11 protein-coding genes are annotated in these 21203 nt (G+C 67.7%); 9 read left to right on the top strand and 2 right to left on the bottom strand.

Annotation, left to right across the window (positions count from 1 at the left end; all coding sequences use genetic code 11):
* Nucleotides 1-220: 220 nt before the first annotated feature.
* Together F5544_RS32330 and F5544_RS32325 are read left to right on the top strand one after the other, a co-directional pair.
* A complete protein-coding gene (locus F5544_RS32330; RefSeq protein ID WP_167476688.1) occupies nucleotides 221-2923 on the top strand; it encodes an aldehyde dehydrogenase family protein in 2703 nt (900 codons plus the stop codon).
* On the top strand, nucleotides 2920-4620 hold the full coding sequence (locus tag F5544_RS32325) for a thiamine pyrophosphate-binding protein (protein WP_167476687.1): 1701 nt from the start codon (nucleotides 2920-2922) through the stop codon (nucleotides 4618-4620). Before F5544_RS32330 ends, F5544_RS32325 begins: the two co-directional genes overlap by 4 nt.
* A 122-nt stretch (nucleotides 4621-4742) precedes the next feature.
* Here the strand turns inward: F5544_RS32325 and F5544_RS32320 are convergent, their stop codons facing one another.
* Entirely contained in the window at nucleotides 4743-5936 is a 1194-nt protein-coding gene (locus F5544_RS32320) for a polysaccharide pyruvyl transferase family protein (protein WP_167476686.1), read from the bottom strand.
* Between the two features lie 334 nt (nucleotides 5937-6270).
* On the opposite strand from F5544_RS32320, the gene F5544_RS32315 reads away from it, so the two are divergent.
* From F5544_RS32315 to F5544_RS32300, 4 genes are all read left to right on the top strand, one after another.
* Nucleotides 6271-6987, top strand: coding sequence for a PIG-L deacetylase family protein (locus F5544_RS32315; protein ID WP_203217398.1), 717 nt, complete (start codon nucleotides 6271-6273; stop codon nucleotides 6985-6987).
* 80 nt (nucleotides 6988-7067) lie between these two features.
* The gene (locus F5544_RS32310) at nucleotides 7068-8315 is read left to right on the top strand and encodes a nucleotide sugar dehydrogenase (RefSeq protein ID WP_167476685.1); all 1248 of its coding nucleotides are present in this window, start codon (nucleotides 7068-7070) and stop codon (nucleotides 8313-8315) included.
* 25 nt (nucleotides 8316-8340) lie between these two features.
* On the top strand, nucleotides 8341-9564 hold the full coding sequence (locus F5544_RS32305) for a glycosyltransferase (RefSeq protein ID WP_167476684.1): 1224 nt from the start codon (nucleotides 8341-8343) through the stop codon (nucleotides 9562-9564).
* A gap of 36 nt (nucleotides 9565-9600) precedes the next feature.
* Entirely contained in the window at nucleotides 9601-10782 is a 1182-nt protein-coding gene (locus tag F5544_RS32300) for a sensor histidine kinase (protein WP_167476683.1), read from the top strand.
* A 127-nt stretch (nucleotides 10783-10909) separates the two neighbouring features.
* Here the strand turns inward: F5544_RS32300 and F5544_RS32295 are convergent, their stop codons facing one another.
* Nucleotides 10910-11419 (bottom strand): hypothetical protein, encoded by a 510-nt coding sequence (locus F5544_RS32295; RefSeq protein ID WP_167476682.1) that lies wholly within the window; start codon nucleotides 11417-11419, stop codon nucleotides 10910-10912.
* A gap of 240 nt (nucleotides 11420-11659) precedes the next feature.
* Between F5544_RS32295 and F5544_RS32290 the strand changes: the two genes are divergently transcribed.
* The 3 genes from F5544_RS32290 to F5544_RS32280 are packed head-to-tail and all read left to right on the top strand — an operon-like array spanning nucleotide 11660 to nucleotide 21203.
* Entirely contained in the window at nucleotides 11660-12877 is a 1218-nt protein-coding gene (locus tag F5544_RS32290; RefSeq protein ID WP_167476681.1) for a glycosyltransferase, read from the top strand.
* 31 nt (nucleotides 12878-12908) lie between these two features.
* Nucleotides 12909-14432: a class I adenylate-forming enzyme family protein gene (locus tag F5544_RS32285; RefSeq protein ID WP_167476680.1), complete on the top strand. Its 1524-nt coding sequence runs from the start codon at nucleotides 12909-12911 to the stop codon at nucleotides 14430-14432.
* Between the two features lie 30 nt (nucleotides 14433-14462).
* Nucleotides 14463-21203 carry a type I polyketide synthase gene (locus F5544_RS32280; protein WP_167476679.1) on the top strand — a complete coding sequence of 2247 codons (6741 nt, stop codon included), beginning with the start codon at nucleotides 14463-14465 and terminating at the stop codon, nucleotides 21201-21203.

The following is a 21203-nucleotide window of genomic DNA, read 5'->3' as shown; positions in this document are numbered from 1 at the left end:
GGGTGTCGTTTCGGGGGTGGTCGGGGCCACGATTGGGCTGGTCGGATTACTGGGTGCCGCCGTTACCGGTCGGTAAAAGGCACGCGTTGTGCGAGGGACGCGTTCGTGAACTCAGGGCTGACGAATATCGATTCCAGCTGCGCCGACCCGCGACAGCCGTCGGCGATGTGCTGAAAACACGAGTCTCGCGTACGAACCGAGAGATTGGGCAGAGGCGAGTATGCTCCTGAACGAACGTGGCGAACAACTTTCCACGAGTCAATTCACCAAGTTATGTCGCGACCTCGGTGCGGTGTATCGCGAGCACGGTATGCATTCGGAAGACCGGGTGGTACTGAGCGGCGAGAACTCCGCCGAGTTCGTATTGTCCCTGTTCGCACTGCTGGAACTCGGCGTGTCGGTGTGCCTGCTGGATCGCAGGCTGCTGCCCGATGTCTCGGTCGAACTGCTATCCGATTCGGGCGCGACATGGTTCGTGTCCGATCACGACCATCTCGACGCGGAATACGATCGGCTGCGGATCCGGTGGCTGTCCATCGCGGACGCGGTCGCGCAGGCCCGGGCCGGTGGGTCCTGTGACGACGTCCCGGTCGAGCCGCTCGGGCTGGTCGAGTGGGCGCGCCGCGGCGACGGGCTCGTCATCTGGTCGTCGGGCAGTACGGGACGGCCGAAAGGCATTGTGCGCAGCGCCGCTTCGGTGTTGCGCAATGTCGACCGCACGCTGGCCAGGATGGGCTACCGGGAATCGGATGTGCTGTTGCCGCTGCTGCCGTTCACCCACCAGTACGGGTTTTCGCTGCTGCTGCTGTGGTGGCGTTCCGGCAGCACCCTGCTGGCATACAACAGCAGCAGCATCAACGCCGCACTGCACAGCATCATCGAGCGCCGCGTGACGGTGGTGGATGCGGTGCCGGCCAGTTACCTCACCATGCTGCGCATTATGGAGAAGCGGAAAGAGCTTGTGCCGCAGCTGGATTCGGTGCGCATGTGGTGTGTCGGCGGCGAGCCGCTGAGCACCGAGCTGGCGACGACCTTCCTGGACCGGACCGGTAAGCCGCTCCTGGACGGTTACGGCAGCAGCGAGGTCGGGAATATCGCGCTCGCCAACCTGGACAATCCGGTGTACAGCGGCCAGCCGGTGGACGGTGTGCGCGTGGAGGTCATCGGGAATGTCGGGGCCCCCGTGCCGGCCGGTGTGGTCGGCGAGATCGTGGTGCACAGCCCGGACACCATGGTCGGGGTGCTGGAGCCGGGCGGCCGGGTGCGGCCGGTGAAGCGGCACCGCTTCCACACCGACGATGTCGGCTTCCTGGACGCGCAGGGCAACCTGCGGGTGCTGGGCCGGAAGAACGCGGTACACCGATTCGGGCACACGCTGTATCCGGATGCGTTGGCGGAGAAGGCAAGTGCGTGCGGCGCCCCGGTGCGGGTGATTCCGGTGGACAGTGCGGAGCGCGGCACCCAACTGGTCTTCTTCGTCGAGGACGCCCAGGAGCGGCCGGTCGCCCACTGGCGCCAGCTCATTCGCCCGCTGCTGGCCGAGCACGAGCGGCCGAACAAGGTCATCGTGCTGCGCGAATTCCCGCTGAACAATATCGGGAAAACCGATCGGAAGGCGTTGACCGAGGCGGCCTGCGCGGCCACCGCACTGCACGACGCGAAATCGTCGCTCTCGCCCCTTTCGCTGATGACCGCGACGGGGGATCTGGCCAATATTCCGTTCACCGATCGGGCCGCGGCGCTGACCGATGTCGTGAAATTACTGCGCGAACGCAGTGGCGAGGTCATGGAGCTGCTCACCAAGGTGTGCAATCGCAAGACCGCGCGGGACGAAATCGACACCTCGATCAATGCGCTCAACGGCGCGGTATCGGAGGTCGCGCGGTCGGCGCCGCCGGAGATCGATCAGCTGGCGGTTCTGATGCCGTCGAATATCCCGCTCTACAGTTATGTCCTGTACCTGCTGATTCCCAGCCTGTACACGCGACGGGTGGTCTTCCGGCCGTCGCGGCGCATCGCGGATGTCACCCGGAAATTGCACGATCTGCTCGGTGGCGTGCACGGTCTGCCGATCGTGCTGGACGAGAGCGAGCAGAACGCGTTCCTGGAGGGTGAGGGCGCGAAGTCGGCCGCCGTCGTATTCACCGGGGCGTATGACAACGCGCAGCAGATTCTGTCGAGCCTGCGTCCGGATCAGCTCTTCATTTATTTCGGACAGGGCGTGAATCCATTCGTGGTCGGCGCGGACGCGCAGGTCTCGGACGCGGTGGACGGCCTGCTGCGGGCGCGGATGCTGAACTCCGGGCAGGATTGCTTCGGTCCGGACGTGGCCTTCGTGCACACCTCGATCAGCGCGCACTTCTGCAATCTGCTGTGCCGCCGGGTCGACGCGCTCCGCTACGGCGGTTTCGACGATCCGATGGCCGATTACGGTCCGATGTTCTACATGGACGCATTCGACGGCGCCCTGGAATATCTCCGCAAGCACCGGCAGTACGTGGCCGCCGGTGGCTCGGTGGAACTGGCCGAGGGGCATTTGCGGCCCACCGTGCTGATCCGCCCGGCGGATACGCAGATCAAACCCGCCGAATTGTTCGCGCCGATCTTCAATATCGTCCCGTTCAGCTCGGTGGACTGGCTGCACACCATGCTGCGCCACCCGTATTACGAGGAGCGGGCGATGGCCGCCACGGTATACGGCAACATGCCGGAGACGGTGGAATTGCTCGGGCAGAAACACGCCGTCAGCATCAACGAGACGATCCTCGATATCGAAAACGGTAACGAGCCGTTCGGTGGGCGCGGCATCAGAGCGAATTACGTGGCATTCAAGAAGAAGCGGCACGCGCGGCCGCTGCTGCTCAGCAGGATCATCGCGGAATACCTGGGCGAGGCCGACCGGGCGGGAGGTCTCGCCTCATGACCGCCGAAGAGATTTCGGCCGATGGGGTGCGGGGCTGTTGGCTCGCCGCACTGACCGGATTGCGCGAGGCCGGAGTCCGGGAGGTCTTCGGGCTGCCCGGTGACGATCTGAACGCCCTGGTGGTGGCCGATGCGCTGGGACTGGATTTCACGGTGTGCCGGGATCAGCGCAATGCCGTATTCATGGCCACCGGCTACGCCATGCAGTCCGGTGCGCTTGGGGTCGTCGTGGTCGGCAAGGGGCCCGCGGTCACGAATACGGTGACCGGCATGCTGGAGGCGCGCTATTCGGCCGCGCCGGTGCTGGTGCTGTGCGCGGGTACGGCGCCTGCGGCCCGAGGCTCCGGCGCGTTCCAGGAGTTCGATCAGCTGCCGCTGGCCAGGTCGGTGGCGAAATGGACTGAGCGGGTTGATCATCCGGACCGCGTCGGGCCGATGCTGCGTCGGGCGATCATGGTCGCCACGCACGGTGCGCCGGGGCCGGTGTACCTCGAGCTGCCCGATCAGCTGCGCGAGGAGGACGTTCCGCTCGGCGGCCGGTGGTATCCGGTGCAGCGGCCGACGGCCACCGAGATGGGGGAGCAGGGCGCGGCGCTGGCGGCCGTTCGTGCCGCGAAACGGCCCGTGCTGCTTGTCGGCGGCGGTATGCGGACGCGCGGTGCGGGCGAGCTGCTCGCCCGGTTCGCCGAACATATCGGGGCGGCGGTGGTGTGCACGGCCAGCGGCCGCGGTGCGGTGGACGAATCCCTGCCGTCCTTTCTGGGTTTGGCCGGGCTGTACAGTCCCGGTGCGGTGAACGCGCTGTGGCAGGACACCGATTGCGTTGTCGCCGTGGGCAGTCGGCTCGAGGAGACGGCGACCTTCGGCTGGCCGGACCGCCTGCGGACCGAGGGCGAGGTGGTCCAGATCAATGTCGAGGCGGGCGAGTTCAATACGGATTTCGCCGGCCCGATGGTGCTCGGCGACGGCTGTTCGGTGCTCGCCGACTGGCTGGAGCGGTTGCCCGCCGTCCCCGGCTGGTCGGCCACGGTCCGTGGGCTGAATGCCGCGTTGCACGACGAGCACGCGGCGGTGCTGGAGAAGCTGCGCGCGCAGCCGGAGTTGTACATCGCCGAGGTGCTGGACGAGCTGGACAAGACCCTGCCCGGAAATCGAATCCTGGTGCAGGAAAACGGATTACAGGATATGTGGTCCTACGTTTTCCCGGCCTGGCGGTGCGTCGGCGACGGCGGTTCGATCGTGCCGTCCGAACAGACGAGCCTCGGCTGCGGCGCCGCGGCGGCGGTGGGCGTGCGCCGGGCGGCGCCCGACCGGCCCGTCGTCGCGTTCGTCGGCGACGGTGCCTTCGCGATGTTCGACGCCGACCTGCCGACGGCCAAGAAGGTCGGCGGGGTGCTGTACGTGGTGTTGCGCAACGGCGGATACGGTTGGCTACAAGCGCAATTGGGTAAGCACGAAGGCGTGTCGGACCGGCACGGCTTCGTCGATCCCGATACGGTGCGCCCGGAGGGCGAGCCGATACCGGGGGTGCCGCATATCGTCGTCGACGACAAAAAGTCGTTGGGCGACTGCGTCTCTCGCGCCTGGGCGCTGTGCGAGCGTGGCGCGACCGTGGTGTTGAGCGTGCCGGTGCGGATGAGCGACGCGCTGTTCGCGCCGGAGGAACTCGCGGGGGAGTTCCCGCAGGCGCCCTCCTGAGTAATTCACGAAAGAGTAGGCCGGGGGCGGTGATTCACCGCCCCCGGCCTATCCCTGCGGCCACGCTGCCGCATGGCCGCCGGTGCCGACCGCGCTGTCGGACAACCGGCGGCCAGGGACGTTCATCGCAGCGAGTGCAACGTGTCCACGAGTTGTTTCTCCGCCTCGGCGGCGTGCTGCGCCATGCGTGCCGTGATCGCGGCGGCGCCCCCGTTCTCGATCAGGGTGGCGATCCGTTCGACGCGGTCGCGCCGGGTCTGCGCGCCCTCGTCGAGGGTGGAGAGATAGAAATCCGTCGCGTTGTAGGCGAGGTAGAAGACGTGTTTCTTGAGATTGCTCACCGAGAGAAAACCATATGGCGCGGGGCCGGGTTCCGGCGCGCCGATACATACCGCGGGCACTCCCGATCGCCATGCGTTGATGCACAGGTGGTAGGTGTCGGTAATCACCAAACGGTAGCGGGAGAGTCGAGTGAAAAGATCGCCGAGGCGGTAATCGCCGGATCGCCGGGGCAGCTCGGCGGCCTCGGGCGGCAAATCGGCGTCGAACCAGGGAAACCATTCCGGGCGCGCGCCGAGCCGATCCGACAATGCCTGCCACAGCTCCGGCAGCCAATTCGGGGTATCCGTCCTGGAGCCGACGAATACGCCGATCGTGGCGCCGGAATCCGATTCGTCGGCCCAGCCCGATCGGGGCAGGAAATCCAGATCTTCGAGGCGCAACAGCAGCGCGGCATCGGTGCCGAAATGGCTTTTTGCGTAATCCTGTCGGATATGGGTCACGGTCGCGGCCGATATCGCGTCCCGCATCCAGATCATCCGGCACCGGGAAACCAGCCGGAAGAATGCGCTGCGATAATCGTCGTCCGCATAGTCGTGCTGGGTGTTGTGCAGCACGGTGCCGCCGTAGGCGATGGTCTTGGCGATCACCTCGTCCGGGGCGGTGGACAGCAGTAGCGCCGGATCGAGCAGGCTGCGTGCCTCGTCCCGGTTGTTGACCAGCTGTTGTCTGGTCAGCCAGTACACCGCGTCCTGCTCCAGGTAGTGCCGGGCATGCAGGAAATCTCCCCAGAACACCACGGCGTCGTGGTCGGCCAATTCGGCGTAGGCGCCGAGCAGCGACCGGAACCGGAACGGCAGCTCGGTGCCGTGGACATACGGCCTGATCGGCTCGACATCCGGCGGTTGAATCGTGTACCACGTGATATCGGCATCGGTGCCGATGCGTCGGCTCAATGCCCAGAAAGCCAGGTCGACCGAAAGCATTCCGGTATTCTTCAGTCCGGCATTCGCGGCGGAAACCAGGCCGATCCGCATATCTGATCCTCCAGTTGATCCAATTACTGCGCAGGTCGATGTCGTATATCGGAGTCGTCGGCCATCGGCTCGGCGGGGCAATTTCACGACCCGGGCATACCGAATTAAGGCAGTCGAATCGCTATGGTCAAGGGTTGCAGCGGAAGTGTCGCCGCGCAATCCCGAATTGTCGCACTGGTGCGGAATTAGGGGACGATCGGCGTGCGGTGCCGGGGCGTAGGGGTGGTTAAGGGTTGTATGGATCGGTCGAAACGAGCATCCTTCGAGATGTCAACGAATCTCGTGTGACTGCGCAAATAATATTGCGGCGGCCTGGATTATTAAGGGGCATGCGGTGCTGGAGTCGAATCATTCGATTTTGGGTCTGGTGCCCGGTGACCGCGCGCTGGTCATCGCGCCCCATCCCGATGACGAAACCATCGGACCGGGTGGCACGATCGCCCGCCTGGCCGCCGATCGGATCGAAGTGCACGTGCTGTGCGTCACCGTGCGCAGCGCACCGATGTGGGGCGGCCGCAGCGATCCGGCGACCCGCACTCAGGAATTCGAAAAGGCCTGCGCCGCATTGGGTGTCACCTCGTCCGCCATTGCCTGGGTGGACGAGACCGGGGAACTCGACATCAGCAACCGCCGCCGGGCGCTGGTCGATCTCATCGAACGCCATGAGGTCGCATCGCTGGCGGCGGTGCGGCCGCAGGCGCTGTTCATCCCCTCGGCCAGCGGATTTCATCAGGATCATCAGGCGGTGCACGCCGCGGCGTTCGCGGCGGCCCGCGCGCAACCACCGGGGCTCAAGCCGACCTCGCACCTGGTGCTCGGTTATCGCGGTGCGGAGGAACGCTGGTCTTCGCACAACGAGCCGTGGTGGCTGCATGTCGACACGTCGAATTACTGGCACGCGAAGGAAGAGGCGTTGCGTGCGTACGGAACTCAGATGCGGACGGCGGGACCCCGGTCGATTCGGCAGATCCAGTTGATGGACGCCGCGGCCGGCTCGTCGCTGTCCTGGGAGTACGCCGAATCGTTCGTGCCGTATCGGATCGCCTGCTGACGCGCGACCGATGACACGCCGTCGTCGAGCTGCCGTCGGCAACCGACCTTTCCGTGCGGGCCAAGAACTTTGGAGTAATTATGTTCGCTCAGCGACTGGGCATCATCGGTATCGGATATGTCGGATTGCCGCTGGCCGCGGCATTTGTCGACGCAGGCGACAGCGTGATCGGCATCGATATCGACCGCGGACGGGTGGACCGGTTGAATGCCGGTCTGTCGCCGATCGACACCGTGACCGATGCCGAGGTGGCGGCGATGCGGGGCCGATTCCGGGCCACCACCGACCCCGCGGTGCTGTCCGACTGCGAAACGATCGTCGTGTGCGTGCCGACGCCGATCGAGGACGACCAGCCCGATCTCGGGCCGCTCACCAGCGCGATCACCACCGTGCGGGACCGGTTGCGGCCGGGGCAGCTCATCATCGTCGAATCGACGACCTACCCGGGCACCACGCATGGCCTGCTGCTGCCGATTCTGGAGGAGTCGGGTCTGCGCGCCGGCGTCGATTTCGCGTTGGCATACTCCCCGGAACGGATCGATCCCGGCAATACCCGGTTCAATGTCAGGAACACCCCGCGCGTCGTCGGCGGTCTCACCGAGACATGTGCGCGGCGCGCGACCGACTTCTACCGCCGGATCACCGAGGTGCACCCGGCCAAGGGGATGCGTGAGGCGGAGGCGGCGAAGATCCTGGAAAATACCTTCCGCCAGATCAATATCGCGCTGGTGAACGAATTCGCCCAGCTGTGTCACAGCCTGGATATCGACGTCTGGGACACGATCGCCTGCGCCGCCACCAAACCCTATGGCTATATGCCGTTTTGGCCCGGCGCGGGAGTCGGCGGCCACTGCATCCCGGTCGACCCGCTGTATCTGGTGCACCATGCGGCCTCCCTCGGCCTGCCGTTCCACATGGCCGAAACCGCCAACCGGGTGAACAAGTCCGCGCCGCTGTGGGTGGCCGACCGGGGCGGCAAACACCTAGAGGACCTCGGCATCCCGACGAACGCCGCGACCGTGCTGCTCCTGGGGGTGACCTACAAGCCGGACACCGCGGACACCAGGAATACGCCCGCCGTGCCGATCGTTCGCGCGCTGCGGGAACGCGGTGTGACCGTGATGTTCCACGATCCGTATGTCGACAAGCTACGGTGGCCGGACGGGGAAATCAACCGGGTGCCGGATCTGGCCGAGGCGCTGCGGGAGGCCGATCTCACCATCCTGCTGCAGCGCCATCGCGGCTACGATCTGGACCTGATCGCCGGGGCGCGCAGATTGTTCGACACCACCGGATCGATCCGCTCCGACCACGTCTTCAGCCTGTAATCGACACGGCGACAAGGGAATTACTATGCGCGTACTGTGCACGATCACCGGTTCCGTCGGCCATTTGAACTCGGTGCTGCCGCTCGCGCGCGCCGTGACGGCGGCGGGACACGAGGTGGCGTTCGCCTGCACAGCCGAGCTGGCGCCGCGGCTCGACGGTGCGGCGGGTGTGGTGCATCCGGTATTGCCGGGAATGGCTCAGGTTCTCGCGCCGCTCATCGAATTGCTTTGCGGGCGAATGACTCTCGACCCGGAGGTGATGGCGGGATTCGGCACGCCGGCCGGGCAGATCACCTGGGTGGCGACCGGGCCGCACCTCGTCGACGCGTTCCGGCGGCTGCTGCCGATCGCCGAGCGGTTCCGGCCGGACCTGCTGATCCGGGACGGAGGTGAGCTGTCCGGCTGTCTGCTCGCGGAGGCGTTGGACATACCGCATATCAGCGCCCCGTCCGGCGACGGCAACATTCTGGAGCCGGAGCGGGTGCGCGATCCGCTGAACGAGCGCAGGGCCGAGCTGGGCCTGCCCGCGCGGTCCGATCCGTTCGCCATCTTCCCGTTCGGTCGATTCGACTGTGTGCCACCGGAATACAGCTTCGCGACCTTTCCGGGTCCGAGTCCGATCGCCTACCGGCAGCCACCGCTGAACGAACATCAGGTGTTGGTCCCCGACATCGCGGACCTGCCGCCCGAGCGGCCGTTCGTGGTCGCCGCGGTCGGCAGCGAATTCCCGCTGATGGAATCGGCGGAACAGGCCGGGGTCGACCTCGGTGACGAACTGCGCAATCCGGCCCTGACGATCGGCGCGGTCGCGCGGGCGCTGTCGGAGCTCGACTGTCACGCGGTGGTGTCCACCGGTGGGATCGCCGCCGACAAGGTGGGCGGCGGTGCGGATAACGTTCGGGTTGTCGAATGGATGTCGCAGCCGCTGCTGCTCGAGTGCGCGCAGCTGTTCGTCACGCACGGCGGCTACAACAGCATCCGGGAGGCCATGGCGTCCGGCACCCCGATGGTCGTGCTCCCGCAGTACGGGGACAATCTGACCAATGCCGACCTCGTCGAGCGCTACGGCCTCGGCCTGCGGGTGAACGACCGGTCGCCGTCCGCCATCGCCGAGGCCTGCCGGAAGGTCCTCACCGACGCGAGCTTCGGCGACCGCATGCGGCAGGTGCGGCGCGCGATGTCGGCCTTGCCGGAGGTGGCGGATATGGTGCCGCGGCTCGAAGCGCTGGCCGGAGCCCGAACACACTGATTGGTACCGTCCGCGCCGGTACGGCACGATGGCCGTATGGACCAGCTCGGCACGCCCCCGGCAGGTCGGTTCGCGCCGCACAAATTGTTCACCGGCGACAGGGCCGTGCCCTGGCTGAGCACGGCCGTCATCGGCGCGACGCTCGTTTCGGCCCGTCCCGCGGCCGAATTCTGGTGGCTCTGGGTCGTTTACGGCGTGGTGGCGGTCTGCTGGGCGTGCTGGTTGGCCTTCGCCGAGCGCGCACCCGAGATGATGCGGGTGGTACTGATCGTCGCCGCCTCCTTGCTGGCCGTCGCGAGCGGCGTGCCGAGCGATGCCTCGGCCGTCATCATGCTGTGCGTGGTCATGGGCACCTACGCATCGCTGATCGAGACATCGGCGCTGGCGTTGGTGCTGGTCAGCTTGCTGGTGAGCGGTTTGATCTTCGGGTCGGGCATGTGGTGGGAACATTCGATGCACAGCTCGGTCAGTTACTTCGGCGCGGTGGTCATCGCGACGCTGGCCGGGTTGAACCGGCGCCAGTACATCGCCCGGCTCATCCAGGTGGAACTCACCCACCGCGAGCAGTTGAACGCCGCCGCGGCCGAGGAGCGCGCGCGAATCGGCCGTGAAATGCACGACGTGCTCGCACATTCGTTGGGCGCCTTGCGGGTTCAGCTGGAGGTGGCGCACGCACTGCTCACCGAACACCGGCAGATCGACCGGGCCGCAGAGTATCTCGGCAATGCGCAGCGACTGGCCGAACAGGGTTTGTCCGATGCCAGGCAGGCGGTCGCCGCGTTACGCGAAACCGTGCGATCGTTGCCGGAGTCGTTGCGGCAGTTGGCCGAATCGTTCGATCGCGACCACCGGACACCGGTCGAATTCCATCAGGAGGGCGCGTATCGGGAGTTGGCCCCGGCCGAGAGCATCGCGCTGTTGCGGATCGCCAGGGAGGCGTTGACGAACGCCGGGAAGCACGCACGCGGTCAGCGGGTGCGCATATGCCTGCGCTACGGCGACGACGACGTATCGCTCACCGTGCGAAACCAATTGGACGAGGCCGAATCCGGAGAGCGAGCGGAGTCGCGCGGCTACGGGCTGACCGGAATGCGGGAGCGGATCGAGCTGGTCGACGGATACCTGCGGACGGATGTGATCCGGGACGAGCAAGGCGTGCCCTACTGGCAGGTGCACGCCGCGATTCCGGACGGGGCCGCGCTGAATTCCGAGGTGTGACAAGCGAATTCCCGGCCGTCACACGGTGACGACCGGGAGCAGGGGTGTGGCGCGTCCGGCTCGAGCGAGGGGGAGGAGAGCCGGACGCGCCACCGTTCAGCGGACTGGGAACCGCTGTGCAGACGGACTACCGGGGGTAGCCCGAAGAACTGGTGCTGCCGCCACGTGCCGGGGGCTTCACACCACCGGTGCGCATGTTGAGGATGAAGGTCAGGGCGGCGGTGTTGACGCCCATGGTCAGCATCATCACCGAGCCACTGGATGCGACCTCGGCGCCGGCGACGTGACCGAGCGCTTCGATCGCGACGTGCGACAGGGTGAGGATGACCCATGCCACCAGGCCGACCTTGCCGACCTTCTGGTACCACTTGTCGCCATCCTTGCGCAATTGGGTCGCCAGACCCATCACCGCGCCGCCTATCAGTGAGAAGGCGACACCGAGCACGATGATGACGATATCGGCGGGCTTCAACACCTTGTCCAGGTGCCGGAACTGGAGCACACCGATGATGATCAGGGTGGCAGGGGTGCCCCAGACCTCGGTGCTGATGATTTCGGTCCACGTGAACTTCCGGTAGATCATGTAAATGATCACCGCGACCACGACGGCGCCGTTGATCAGGGTACTGGTCGGCATACCGTCCTCCCTCGAGACTTGCGGTAACTGTCCAGCCGAGGCTAAGGGCGACGCGGGATCCGAGGCACCAACCCGCGGGTTGAGATTCGGGTTGAATATCGGCCTCCAACCAGTGGCGGGGTTGAAAGGTAATGGGGGCGTTAGGGGTTGGTCGCCATTCAGCCCACCCGTACCGTTCTGGCTGGGGGTGGGTCATGAGCCGTCGAGATCGAGGGACATAAAGAAAGGCCAGGTGAGACCGTGCGGGTGCTGTGTACGGTAACCGGTTCGCAGGGGCATGCCAGAGAGGTGCTGCCGCTGGCCGCCGCGCTCGCGCGGGCAGAACACGATGTGCTGGTGGTGACCGCGCCCGAACTCGCGGATACGTTCCGGGCGGCCGGGTTGCCGGTCCGGGCAGAGCTGCCCGGGATCGTCGAGTCGATCAGCGCTCTGATGCGTGCGCGCAAGGAGGCCGAGCAGGCCGAGGGAATCCGGTTGCCGGAGCCCAGCATTCGGGACCAGCTGTTGCGGACCGCGGCGGGCCCGCACGTCACGGCGATCTACCGAATGGTGTTCGCGATCGCCGCGGACTTCCGGCCCGACGCCGTGGTGCGCGACGGGGCGGAGCTGGCCGGGATGCTGGTCGCCGAGACACTGGGTATTCCGCATATCTCGGCGCCGTCCGGGGCCGGAAACATCATCGATCCGGCCGGGCTCACCGAACCGCTGGCCGAGCGGCGGGCCGAGCTCGGATTGCCGCCGGTCGACGGGCCGGTGGTGCATCGGTTCGGCCGGTTCGAGAGTGTGCCGCACGAGTATTCGTTCGCCGAGTACGACATGCCCGAGCCGTTCGCCTACCGGCAGCCGTTGCAGGTCGGCGGCGGTGGCGTGCTGCCGCCGGAATTCGCCGGACTGTCCGGGGATCGCCCGCTCGTGCTGGCGGCGGTGGGTACCGCACTGCCGATGCTCGGCGCATTCCAGTCGTACGGGGTGGACCTGCCCGAACAGGCCACGCCGCCGGAGGCCATCATTCGCGCGTTGATCGAGGGACTGTCCGAGGTCGACTGCCATGCGGTGGTCGCGACCGCCGGATTCACCGTCGACGGGATCACGGCCGGGCCGAATGTGCACCTGCTGGACTGGGTTCCGCAAACGACCGTGCTGCAGTGCGCGCAGCTGTTCCTCACGCACGCGGGCTACAACAGCGTGCGCGAGGCGATCCGCACCGCGACCCCGATGGTGACCCTGCCGCAATTCGGGGACCAGCCGCACAACGCCGATCGGATCGCGCATTTCGGGCTCGGCGAGCGGCTCGCCGAGCTGACCGCGGAATGCGTCCACAAGACGACGACGGCGGTGCTCGCCGACGGCAGGATCGCCGCCGAATCCCGGCGGGCGCACCGGCGAATGCTCGCCTTGCCTCCCGTCGACGCGGCGGTGGAACACCTGGCAGAACTTGTCGCCTCGGCCCGCAACTGACTGGTACGACGGCGAATTCACGAATGGAGCAATGATGGTCAGCGAGGGGCATTACGTAGACGAGCTGCTCGACGTTTTCGCCGCCGATCCGGATCGGGTCGTATTGCATTGGCGCGACGAGGTTTTCACTGCGGCCCGCTGCCGTGAGCTGGTGTACCGAACGGCTTGCGCGTTGCGGGACAACGGGATCGGCGCTGGGCACACGGTCGCCCTGCTCACCGTGACCAACAGTCCGGCGACGCTGCTCGCGCGCTACGCGGGCAATCTGCTCGGCGCGACGGTCATGCATATCGGCGGGGTGAACGCCGCAAACCCGCTGGACGAGGTTTCGGTCGAAACCCAGCGCGAGGTGTGGGAGCGGTCGGGCAGCGCCGTTCTGGTCACCGACGCCGACCGCCGCGTGCACGCGGGCAAGGTCGTCGCCGGTACCGAGGGCCGGTTGCTCGGCTGGGGCTTCGCAGACGCGGATATCCCGGATCTTCTTGCGGGCGAGTCGGATTCGCCGGTCGAGGCGACCACCGGCGGCATCGCCACGGTGGTGTACACCAGCGGGACCACCGGTTTGCCGAAGGGGGTCGGGCGCAGCTTCGCCGCGCTCGCCATGATGATCGGCGGCGCTCGTCAGGGCGGCGGACGGCTCGTCATGATGGTGACAACGCCGGTGACCCAATCGGTTTCGGGTATGGCCGACGGTGTGCTCGCCGGCGGCGGGACGCTGATCCTGCGGGAGCGATTCGAGGCCGGCGATGTGCTGGCGACGATTCAGCGTTATCGGGTCAACCGGCTGTATCTCGCCACGCCGCAGCTGTACCTGCTCGTCGACCATCCGGACCGCGGCGGCGCCGATCTGTCCAGCCTGCACGAAATCTATTACGGCGGTTGCGTTGCCGCGCCCGCCCGGCTGCGGCAAGCCGTCGAGGCGTTCGGTGAGGTGCTGGCCCAGGTGTACGGGTCGACGGAGTCCTGGGCCATCGCCGGGTTGACGCCCGAGGAACATCGGCGACCGGAATTGCTGCACACGGTCGGCAAGCCGGTTCCCTTCGCCGAATTGCGCATCTGCGATCCGGAGACCCGGACCGTGCTGGCCGCCGGAGCCACCGGCGAGGTCTGCCTGCGCTCGCCGATGATGATGCAGGGCTACTGGCGCGCACCAGAGCTGACGGAGCGGGTCTTGATCGACGGGTGGCTGCACACCGGCGATATCGGCTATTTCGACGACGACGGCTACCTGCATCTGGTCGACCGGCTCTCCGAAATGATCAAGACGAACGGTGTGAAGATCTATCCGTCCGAGGTGGAGAAATCGCTGCTCGCATATCCGGGTATCGCACAGGCCGCCGTATTCGGTGTCGCCGACAGCGATTACGTCGAAAATATTCATGCCGTGGTGGTGCCCGACGGAGACGGTGAAAATCTCGCCGAACGGTTGAAGGAACATATCGCCGCCGAACTGTCCGCCGCGCATGTACCCGCCGTTGTCCGATTCTGTACCGAATTGCCCCTCACCGACGCGGGAAAGCCGGACAAACGCGCTCTGGCGGCGCAGGCAAGATAGCTCGATTCGGGAATAGTCCAACGGGGAAAAATGCGAGCAGAATTGAATGAACAGCGGGAACCGAATGATTGGCGGGCGGTAATCGCCGAATTGGCCACCGCGCCGGATCCCGAGCGGGTCCGGGCGCTGACCGAACTGGTCACCGCCCAGACCCGGGCCGCACTGGGCGAACGGGTCCCGGAGCGGTTCGAGCCGGCCCGCCCATTTCTGGAATTGGGATTCGACTCGCTCGCCGCGGTCGAACTGCACCGCCGACTGGTCGCGGCTACCGGACTGGAACTGCCGGTGACGCTGGTCTTCGATTATCCGACGCCACAGCGGCTGGTGCGCCTACTGTGCGGTGAGCTGTTCGGATCCGGCGCCGAATCGGGGACGGACGCCGACGGCGGCTCGCATATCGATGAGCCGATCGCGATCGTCGGCATGGCCTGCCGCTATCCCGGCGGAGTCGGTTCACCCGAGCAGCTGTGGCAGTTGGTCGCCGACGGTGTCGACGCCACCTCCGAATTCCCCACCGACCGCGGCTGGGATCTGGCGGCGCTCTACGATCCGGACCCGGCCACGCCCGGGACCAGCTATACCCGGCGCGGCGGATTCCTTTACGACGCAGCGGAATTCGACGCGTCCTTCTTCGGCGTCTCGCCGCGCGAAGCGCTGGCCATGGACCCGCAGCAGCGGTTGCTGCTGCGGTGCACCTGGGAACTGTTCGAGCGGGCCGGTATCCAGCCGGAGACCGTAACCGGTTCGGGCACCGGGGTTTTCGTCGGCGCGGAGACCCGTGAGTACGGACCGCGCACGCGCGACACCGAGGAGAAGCTCGCGGCCTACCGGATGACCGGCACCGCGTCGAGTGTCATCTCCGGACGGCTCGCCTACTTCTTCGGTTTCGAGGGGCCGACCATGACGGTCGATACGGCCTGCTCGTCCTCGCTGGTGGCGCTGCACCTCGCCGCGCAATCGCTGCGGCTGGGCGAGTGCCGCCTCGCCGTCGTCGGCGGGGCGACGGTGCTGCCCGGGCCGGATGATTTCGTCGCCTTCAGTCGGCAGCGCGGGCTTGCGCCGGACGGCCGCTGCAAGCCGTTCGCCGACGCCGCCGACGGCACCGCGTGGGGTGAGGGTGTCGGCGTGCTGCTGGTGGAACGATTGCTCGACGCCCGGCGCAACGGTCATCGGGTGCTCGCGGTGATCCGCGGCAGCGCGGTCAATTCCGATGGCACCTCCAACGGGTTGACCGCGCCGAACGGCCCGGCCCAGCGTCGGGTCATCATGCGGGCGCTGGCGGTGGCCGGTCTGGCGCCCGCGGAGGTGGACGCGGTGGAGGCGCACGGCACCGGCACCACGCTCGGCGACCCGATCGAGGCGCACGCGCTGATCGGCGCGTACGGGCAGGGCCGCATCGATCCGCTGTGGATCGGCTCGATCAAATCGAATATCGGACACACGCAATCGGCCGCCGGCCTCGCCGGTGTGATCAAGACGGTGCAGGCGATGCGGCACGGGGTATTGCCCCGCACACTGCACGCCGAAACGCCGTCGACGCAAGTGGATTGGTCCGCGGGGAAGCTGGCGCTGTTGACCGAGGCGCGGCCGTGGCACACGCCGGGGGGTCGGCCGCGGCGCGCCGGTGTCTCCTCGTTCGGCATGAGCGGCACCAACGCCCACGTCATCCTGGAGGAGGCGGTCGAGGACGCGGTCGAGGCGGCCGATGACGCCCCCTTCCACGGCTGGCCCGTGCTGCTCTCCGGCGCCGATCCCGCCGCACTGCGGCGGCAGGCCGACAAGCTGCGCGAACACTTGGATTCCGTTACCGAGTCGGCCGTGCCCGCACTGGCCGCGGCCGCGGCGACGCGGCGGACCGCACTCGACGCGCGCGCGGCGCTGTTCGCCGCGGACCGGGACGAGCTCCGCGCGGCGCTCACGCGACTGGTCGACGGAGCGGAATCGGCGGCGGTGATCGGCCCGGCCGACTCGCGCCCCGGCCAGGTGGGTGTGCTGTTCACCGGCGGCGGCAGCCAGCGACTCGGCGCGGGCCGCGAGCTCTACCAGCGCTTCGACGTCTTCGCCGCCGCGTTCGACAAGGCCTGCGACTACCTGAACCTGCAGCTCGACCGTCCACTGGAGACGGTACTGTTCGCCGCGCCGGGCTCGGCCGAAGCCGAACTGCTGCAGGTGTTTTCGTATCACCAGTGCGCGCTGTTCGCCGTTCAGGTCGCGCTGTTCCGGTTGCTCGAGCACCTCGGTTTCCGCGCCGACTATGTCGCGGGTCATTCGTCCGGCGAGCTGGCGGCCGCGCATGTGGCGGGCGTGCTGTCGCTGGAGGATGCGGCGATGCTCGCGGCCGCGCGGGTCAGGCTGTCCGACGAGCTTCCGGTCGGCGGCGTGATGGTCGCGGTGCAGGCCACCGAGTCGGAGGTGGTTCCGCTGCTGACCGAGCAGGTGTCCGTCGCGGCGGTGAACGGCGTCGAATCGATCGTGCTCTCGGGTGCGGAGGACGAGGTGCTGGCCATCGTGGACGGGCTGCGGGCGCGGGGCCGCCGGACCAAACGGCTGGCCATCAACCACGCCTCGCACTCGCCGCTGGTGGCGGGCCTGCTCGCGGAGTACGAGCAGATCGCCGAGCTGGCGACCTATCATCCGCCGCGAATTCCGTTCGTGTCCACGGTCACCGGCGGTCTGGTCGCCGCGGAAATCGCCACGCCCGAATATTGGATCCGGCACATTCGCAACCCGGTCCGCTTCCTGGACGCCGTGCGGTCGTTGCGGGAACTGGGCGTGGGCACCTTCGTCGAACTCGGCCCGGACTCCGTGCTCAGCCAGCTGGTCCTCGACTGCCTCGACGACTCCGCCGCGGCCGACGCGGTGGCGGTGCCCGTGCTGCGATCCGGCAGCGGCGATGCGGATAACCTGGCCCGGGCGCTGGCCACCCTGCACGTGCGCGGGGTGCCGTTCGACTGGGAAACCGTTTTCGCCGGGATCGCCGCCGACGACGACGCGCTGCCTACCTATGCCTTCGACCGGACGACGTACTGGCTGGAGGACACCGGCCCGCAGGCCGGAGCCGCGACGACCCTCGGGCTCGACCCCGCCGATCATCCGTTGCTCGGCGCGGCGGTCGTTTTGCCGGAGGCCGAAGGGCTGGTGTTGACCGGCAGGTTGTCGGTGCGCACGCATCCGTGGCTGGCCGATCATGCGGTCGACGGCGCGGTGTTGGTGCCGGGTACCGCATTCGTCGAGCTGGCGCGGCATGCCGGTGATCAGGTCGGCGCCGGACAGGTCGAGGAGCTCACGTTGGAGCTGCCGCTGCTGCTGGACGCGGGTGCGCGCCAGGTGCGGTTCGTGGTCGGGGCGGCCGATGAGCGGCAGCGGCGTTCGCTGCGGGTGTATTCCCGGCCCGATGACGGCCGGGAGTGGGTGCGCCATGCGACGGGTTCACTTGTTCCGGCCGATGACGCGGAACCGGCGGGTTTGCTCGAATGGCCGCCGCGCGATGCCGACGCGCTCGATGTCACCGGGTTGTACGACGACCTGGCGGCACAGGGTTATCACTACGGGTCGTCTTTCCGTGGACTGGCCGCGGCATGGCGGGCCGGTACCGACGTCTATGCCGAGGTGGTACTTCCGGATACGGCCGATGCCACGGGTTTCGGTCTACATCCCGCATTGCTCGACGCGGCGCTGCACGGTATCGGATCGGCCGCCTCGGCGGATTCGAAACAGGTTGAGCTGCCGTTCAATTGGAGCGGGGTGCGGCTGTATGCCGTTGGGGCGCGCCGATTGCGGGTCCGGATACGGCCGGTATCCGGCGACGGGGTGACCATCCGCATCGCCGACCACACCGGCGCACCGGTCGCCGATATCGAGCGGCTGACCCTGCGCGCCGCGGACCCGGCCGCGATGAACGGCGCCGCGGCGCGGCTGGGCGATTCGCTGTTCCATGTGCGCTGGGCTCCGGTGCACCTGCCGGAGGCGGTCGTGCATGCCGATCGGTGTGCCAGGGTGGGCACGATCGGCTTCGGACCGGAGTTCGCGGACCTGGCCGAGCTCGGCGCGGCGATCGATGCCGGAATGCCTGTGCCGCAACATCTTTTCCTTCCGATCTCGTCCACGCCGGACGGCGAACTGGCGGGCAATGTCCATGGCGCGGTGCGGGATTGCCTGGACACGGCCCAAAACCTGTTGGCCGACACACGTTTCGAGGACACGGTCGCGGTATTCGTCAGCACGGGTGCGGTCGCGGTCGACTCCGCCGCTGAGCTCACCGACCTGGCGGCGGCCTCGGCATGGGGCCTGCTGAGCAGCCTGCAGGCGGAGGAGCCGGGGCGGCTGCTGCTGATCGACGTCGACGAGCGGCCGGACGCGGACGCGCTGGCCGCCGCACCGACCGCGGGTGAACCCCGATTGGCCATTCGGTCCGGAGCGTTGCGCGCACCGCGGCTTGCCAGGGCGGGTACTGCCAGGAGCCTGACGCTCGTGGACGACGCGCTGCCGTGGCGGCTGCGGTCCAGCGAAAACGGCAGCCTGGACGAATTGGCGATCGTCTCCGCCCCAGAGCAACTCCGCCCGCTCGAACCGCACGAGATCAGGATCGCCGTGCGGGCCTGCGGGCTGAACTTCCAGGATGTGCTGCGAGCCCTCGGCATGCGGCTCAGCCGCGACGTCGTCGACACGACGATGGGCAACGAGGGTGCCGGAATCGTTACCGAAATCGGTTCGGCCGTAACCGATCTGCGCGTCGGCGACCGCGTCATGGGCGTATTCGACCCGCGTATTTTCGGCCCGGTGGCGGTCACCGACAGTCGGCTCGTCGCGCCGATACCGCCCGGCTGGTCGTTCCACCGGGCGGCGGCGATCCCGCTGGTCTACCTCACCGCCTACTACGGTCTGGTCGACCTCGGCGCGCTGGCGGCGGGTGAGACGGTGCTCGTGCACGCCGCGGCCGGCGGCGTGGGGATGGCCGCGGTGCAGCTCGCCCGTGCGCTCGGGGCCCAGGTGCTGGCCACCGCGAGCCCGGGCAAATGGTCCGTGCTGCACCGGCTCGGCCTGCGCGACGAGGAGATCGCGTCGTCCCGCGACCTCGAATTCGCGGGCAAGTTCGGTCGGGTGCACGTGGTGTTGAACTCACTCGCCGGCGAATTCACCGATGCCTCACTGGGTTTGCTTCGCGTGGGCGGCCGGTTCGTCGAAATGGGCAAGACCGACCTGCGCGATGCCGCGAAGATCGCCGAGCGGTATCCGGGCATCACCTATGCGGCATTCGATCTGCTGTTGGACGCGGGGCCGGAACGGATCCGGCAGATGTGGCGCGAACTGCGAGAGCTCTTCGACTCCGGTCGGCTGCAACCCGAGCCGCCCACGGTGTGGGACGTCCGCCACGCCCCCGAACTGTTCCGCACGATGAGCCAGGGTAAACACGTCGGCAAGCAGGTGCTGACCATTCCGGCTCGGTGGGATCCGGACGGTACGGTGCTGATCACCGGCGGCACCGGCGCGCTCGGCGGGCTGGTGGCCCGGCATATCGTTGCGGCGCAAGGCATTCGGCATCTGGTGCTGACCTCGCGCCGTGGGCCGGGGGCGGAGGGCGTCGAACGGTTGGTGGCCGAGCTCGCCGAACTCGGGGCCCGTGCCACCGTGGTGGCCTGTGATGCCGCCGATCGGGATGCGCTGCGCGATGTGCTCGAATCCATTCCGGACAGTCACCCGCTGACCGCGGTGGTCCACGCGGCCGGCCAGCTCGACGACGGCCTGGTGCGGTCGATGACGGCGGAACGGCTCTATACCGGTATGCGGTCGAAGGTGGATGCCGCCGTGCACCTGCACGAGCTCACCGAACACCTCGACCTGGCCGGGTTCGTGATGTTCTCTTCGGCCGCAGGGGTTTTCGGTGAGGCCGGACAGGGCAACTACGCCGCGGCGAACACCTTCCTGGACGCGCTGGCGACCTACCGGCGGGCCCGCGGACTGCCCGGACTCTCGGTGGCCTCGGGCTTCTGGGAGCAGCGCAGCGGCATGACCGGTCACCTCGGCGAAGCCGATATCGCCAGGATGGCACGCTCCGGAATGGCCCCGTTGAGTAATGCCGACGGGCTCGGACTGTTCGATCTGGCGCAGGCCGAGCCGGTGCCGATGGTGGTGGCCGCGCACCTGAACATCGGCGGGATGCGGGCCGTCGAAACCGCCGCACTACTGCGCGGTCTGGTCCGGGCGCCCGCGCGGCGCACCGTCGACGCCGCGGTGACCGGCGGCCCGAGCCTGGCCGAGCGGTTGGCGGCAGCGCCGGTCCGGGACCGCGACCGAATGCTGCTGGACATAGTGCGCAGGCACGTGATCGCCGTGCTCGATTACGATCCGTCGACGCAGATCGATGCCCGACAACCATTCCGCGACTTGGGTTTCGACTCATTGAGCGCGGTGGAGCTGCGCAACCGGATCGCCGCGGCGACGAGCGTCCGGCTGCCGGGCACCGCGGTCTTCGACTATCCGACACCGGCCGAGCTGGCCGCCGAATTGCGGGTCCGACTGCTACCCGACGAGGCCGAGCCGGAACCGGTCGAGGACGCCGCGCTCCGACGGGCGCTCGCGACCATCCCGGTGGACCGGCTGCGCGCGGCCGGACTGCTCGACGGTCTGCTCGACCTGATCAAGCGCGAGGGCGACGGCGAGCCCGAGCGGTTCACCGCGGCGGAACAGTCGATCGACGAGATGGACACCGACGAGCTCATCGCGCGCGCCTTGCACGATGCCGACTCCTCAGGACAGTGGAGGGTTGCCTGA

This window comes from Nocardia arthritidis (assembly GCF_011801145.1).
GTDB lineage: Bacteria > Actinomycetota > Actinomycetes > Mycobacteriales > Mycobacteriaceae > Nocardia > Nocardia arthritidis_A.
This window is presented reverse-complemented; position numbering and strand designations above follow the sequence as displayed.

Coding starts and splice junctions, on each gene's coding strand:
- F5544_RS32330 (WP_167476688.1), top strand. CDS start 221: ATGCTCCTGAACGAACGTGGCGAACAACTTTCCACGAGTCAATTCACC.
- F5544_RS32325 (WP_167476687.1), top strand. CDS start 2,920: ATGACCGCCGAAGAGATTTCGGCCGATGGGGTGCGGGGCTGTTGGCTC.
- F5544_RS32320 (WP_167476686.1), bottom strand. CDS start 5,936: ATGCGGATCGGCCTGGTTTCCGCCGCGAATGCCGGACTGAAGAATACC.
- F5544_RS32310 (WP_167476685.1), top strand. CDS start 7,068: ATGTTCGCTCAGCGACTGGGCATCATCGGTATCGGATATGTCGGATTG.
- F5544_RS32305 (WP_167476684.1), top strand. CDS start 8,341: ATGCGCGTACTGTGCACGATCACCGGTTCCGTCGGCCATTTGAACTCG.
- F5544_RS32300 (WP_167476683.1), top strand. CDS start 9,601: ATGGACCAGCTCGGCACGCCCCCGGCAGGTCGGTTCGCGCCGCACAAA.
- F5544_RS32295 (WP_167476682.1), bottom strand. CDS start 11,419: ATGCCGACCAGTACCCTGATCAACGGCGCCGTCGTGGTCGCGGTGATC.
- F5544_RS32285 (WP_167476680.1), top strand. CDS start 12,909: ATGATGGTCAGCGAGGGGCATTACGTAGACGAGCTGCTCGACGTTTTC.
- F5544_RS32280 (WP_167476679.1), top strand. CDS start 14,463: ATGCGAGCAGAATTGAATGAACAGCGGGAACCGAATGATTGGCGGGCG.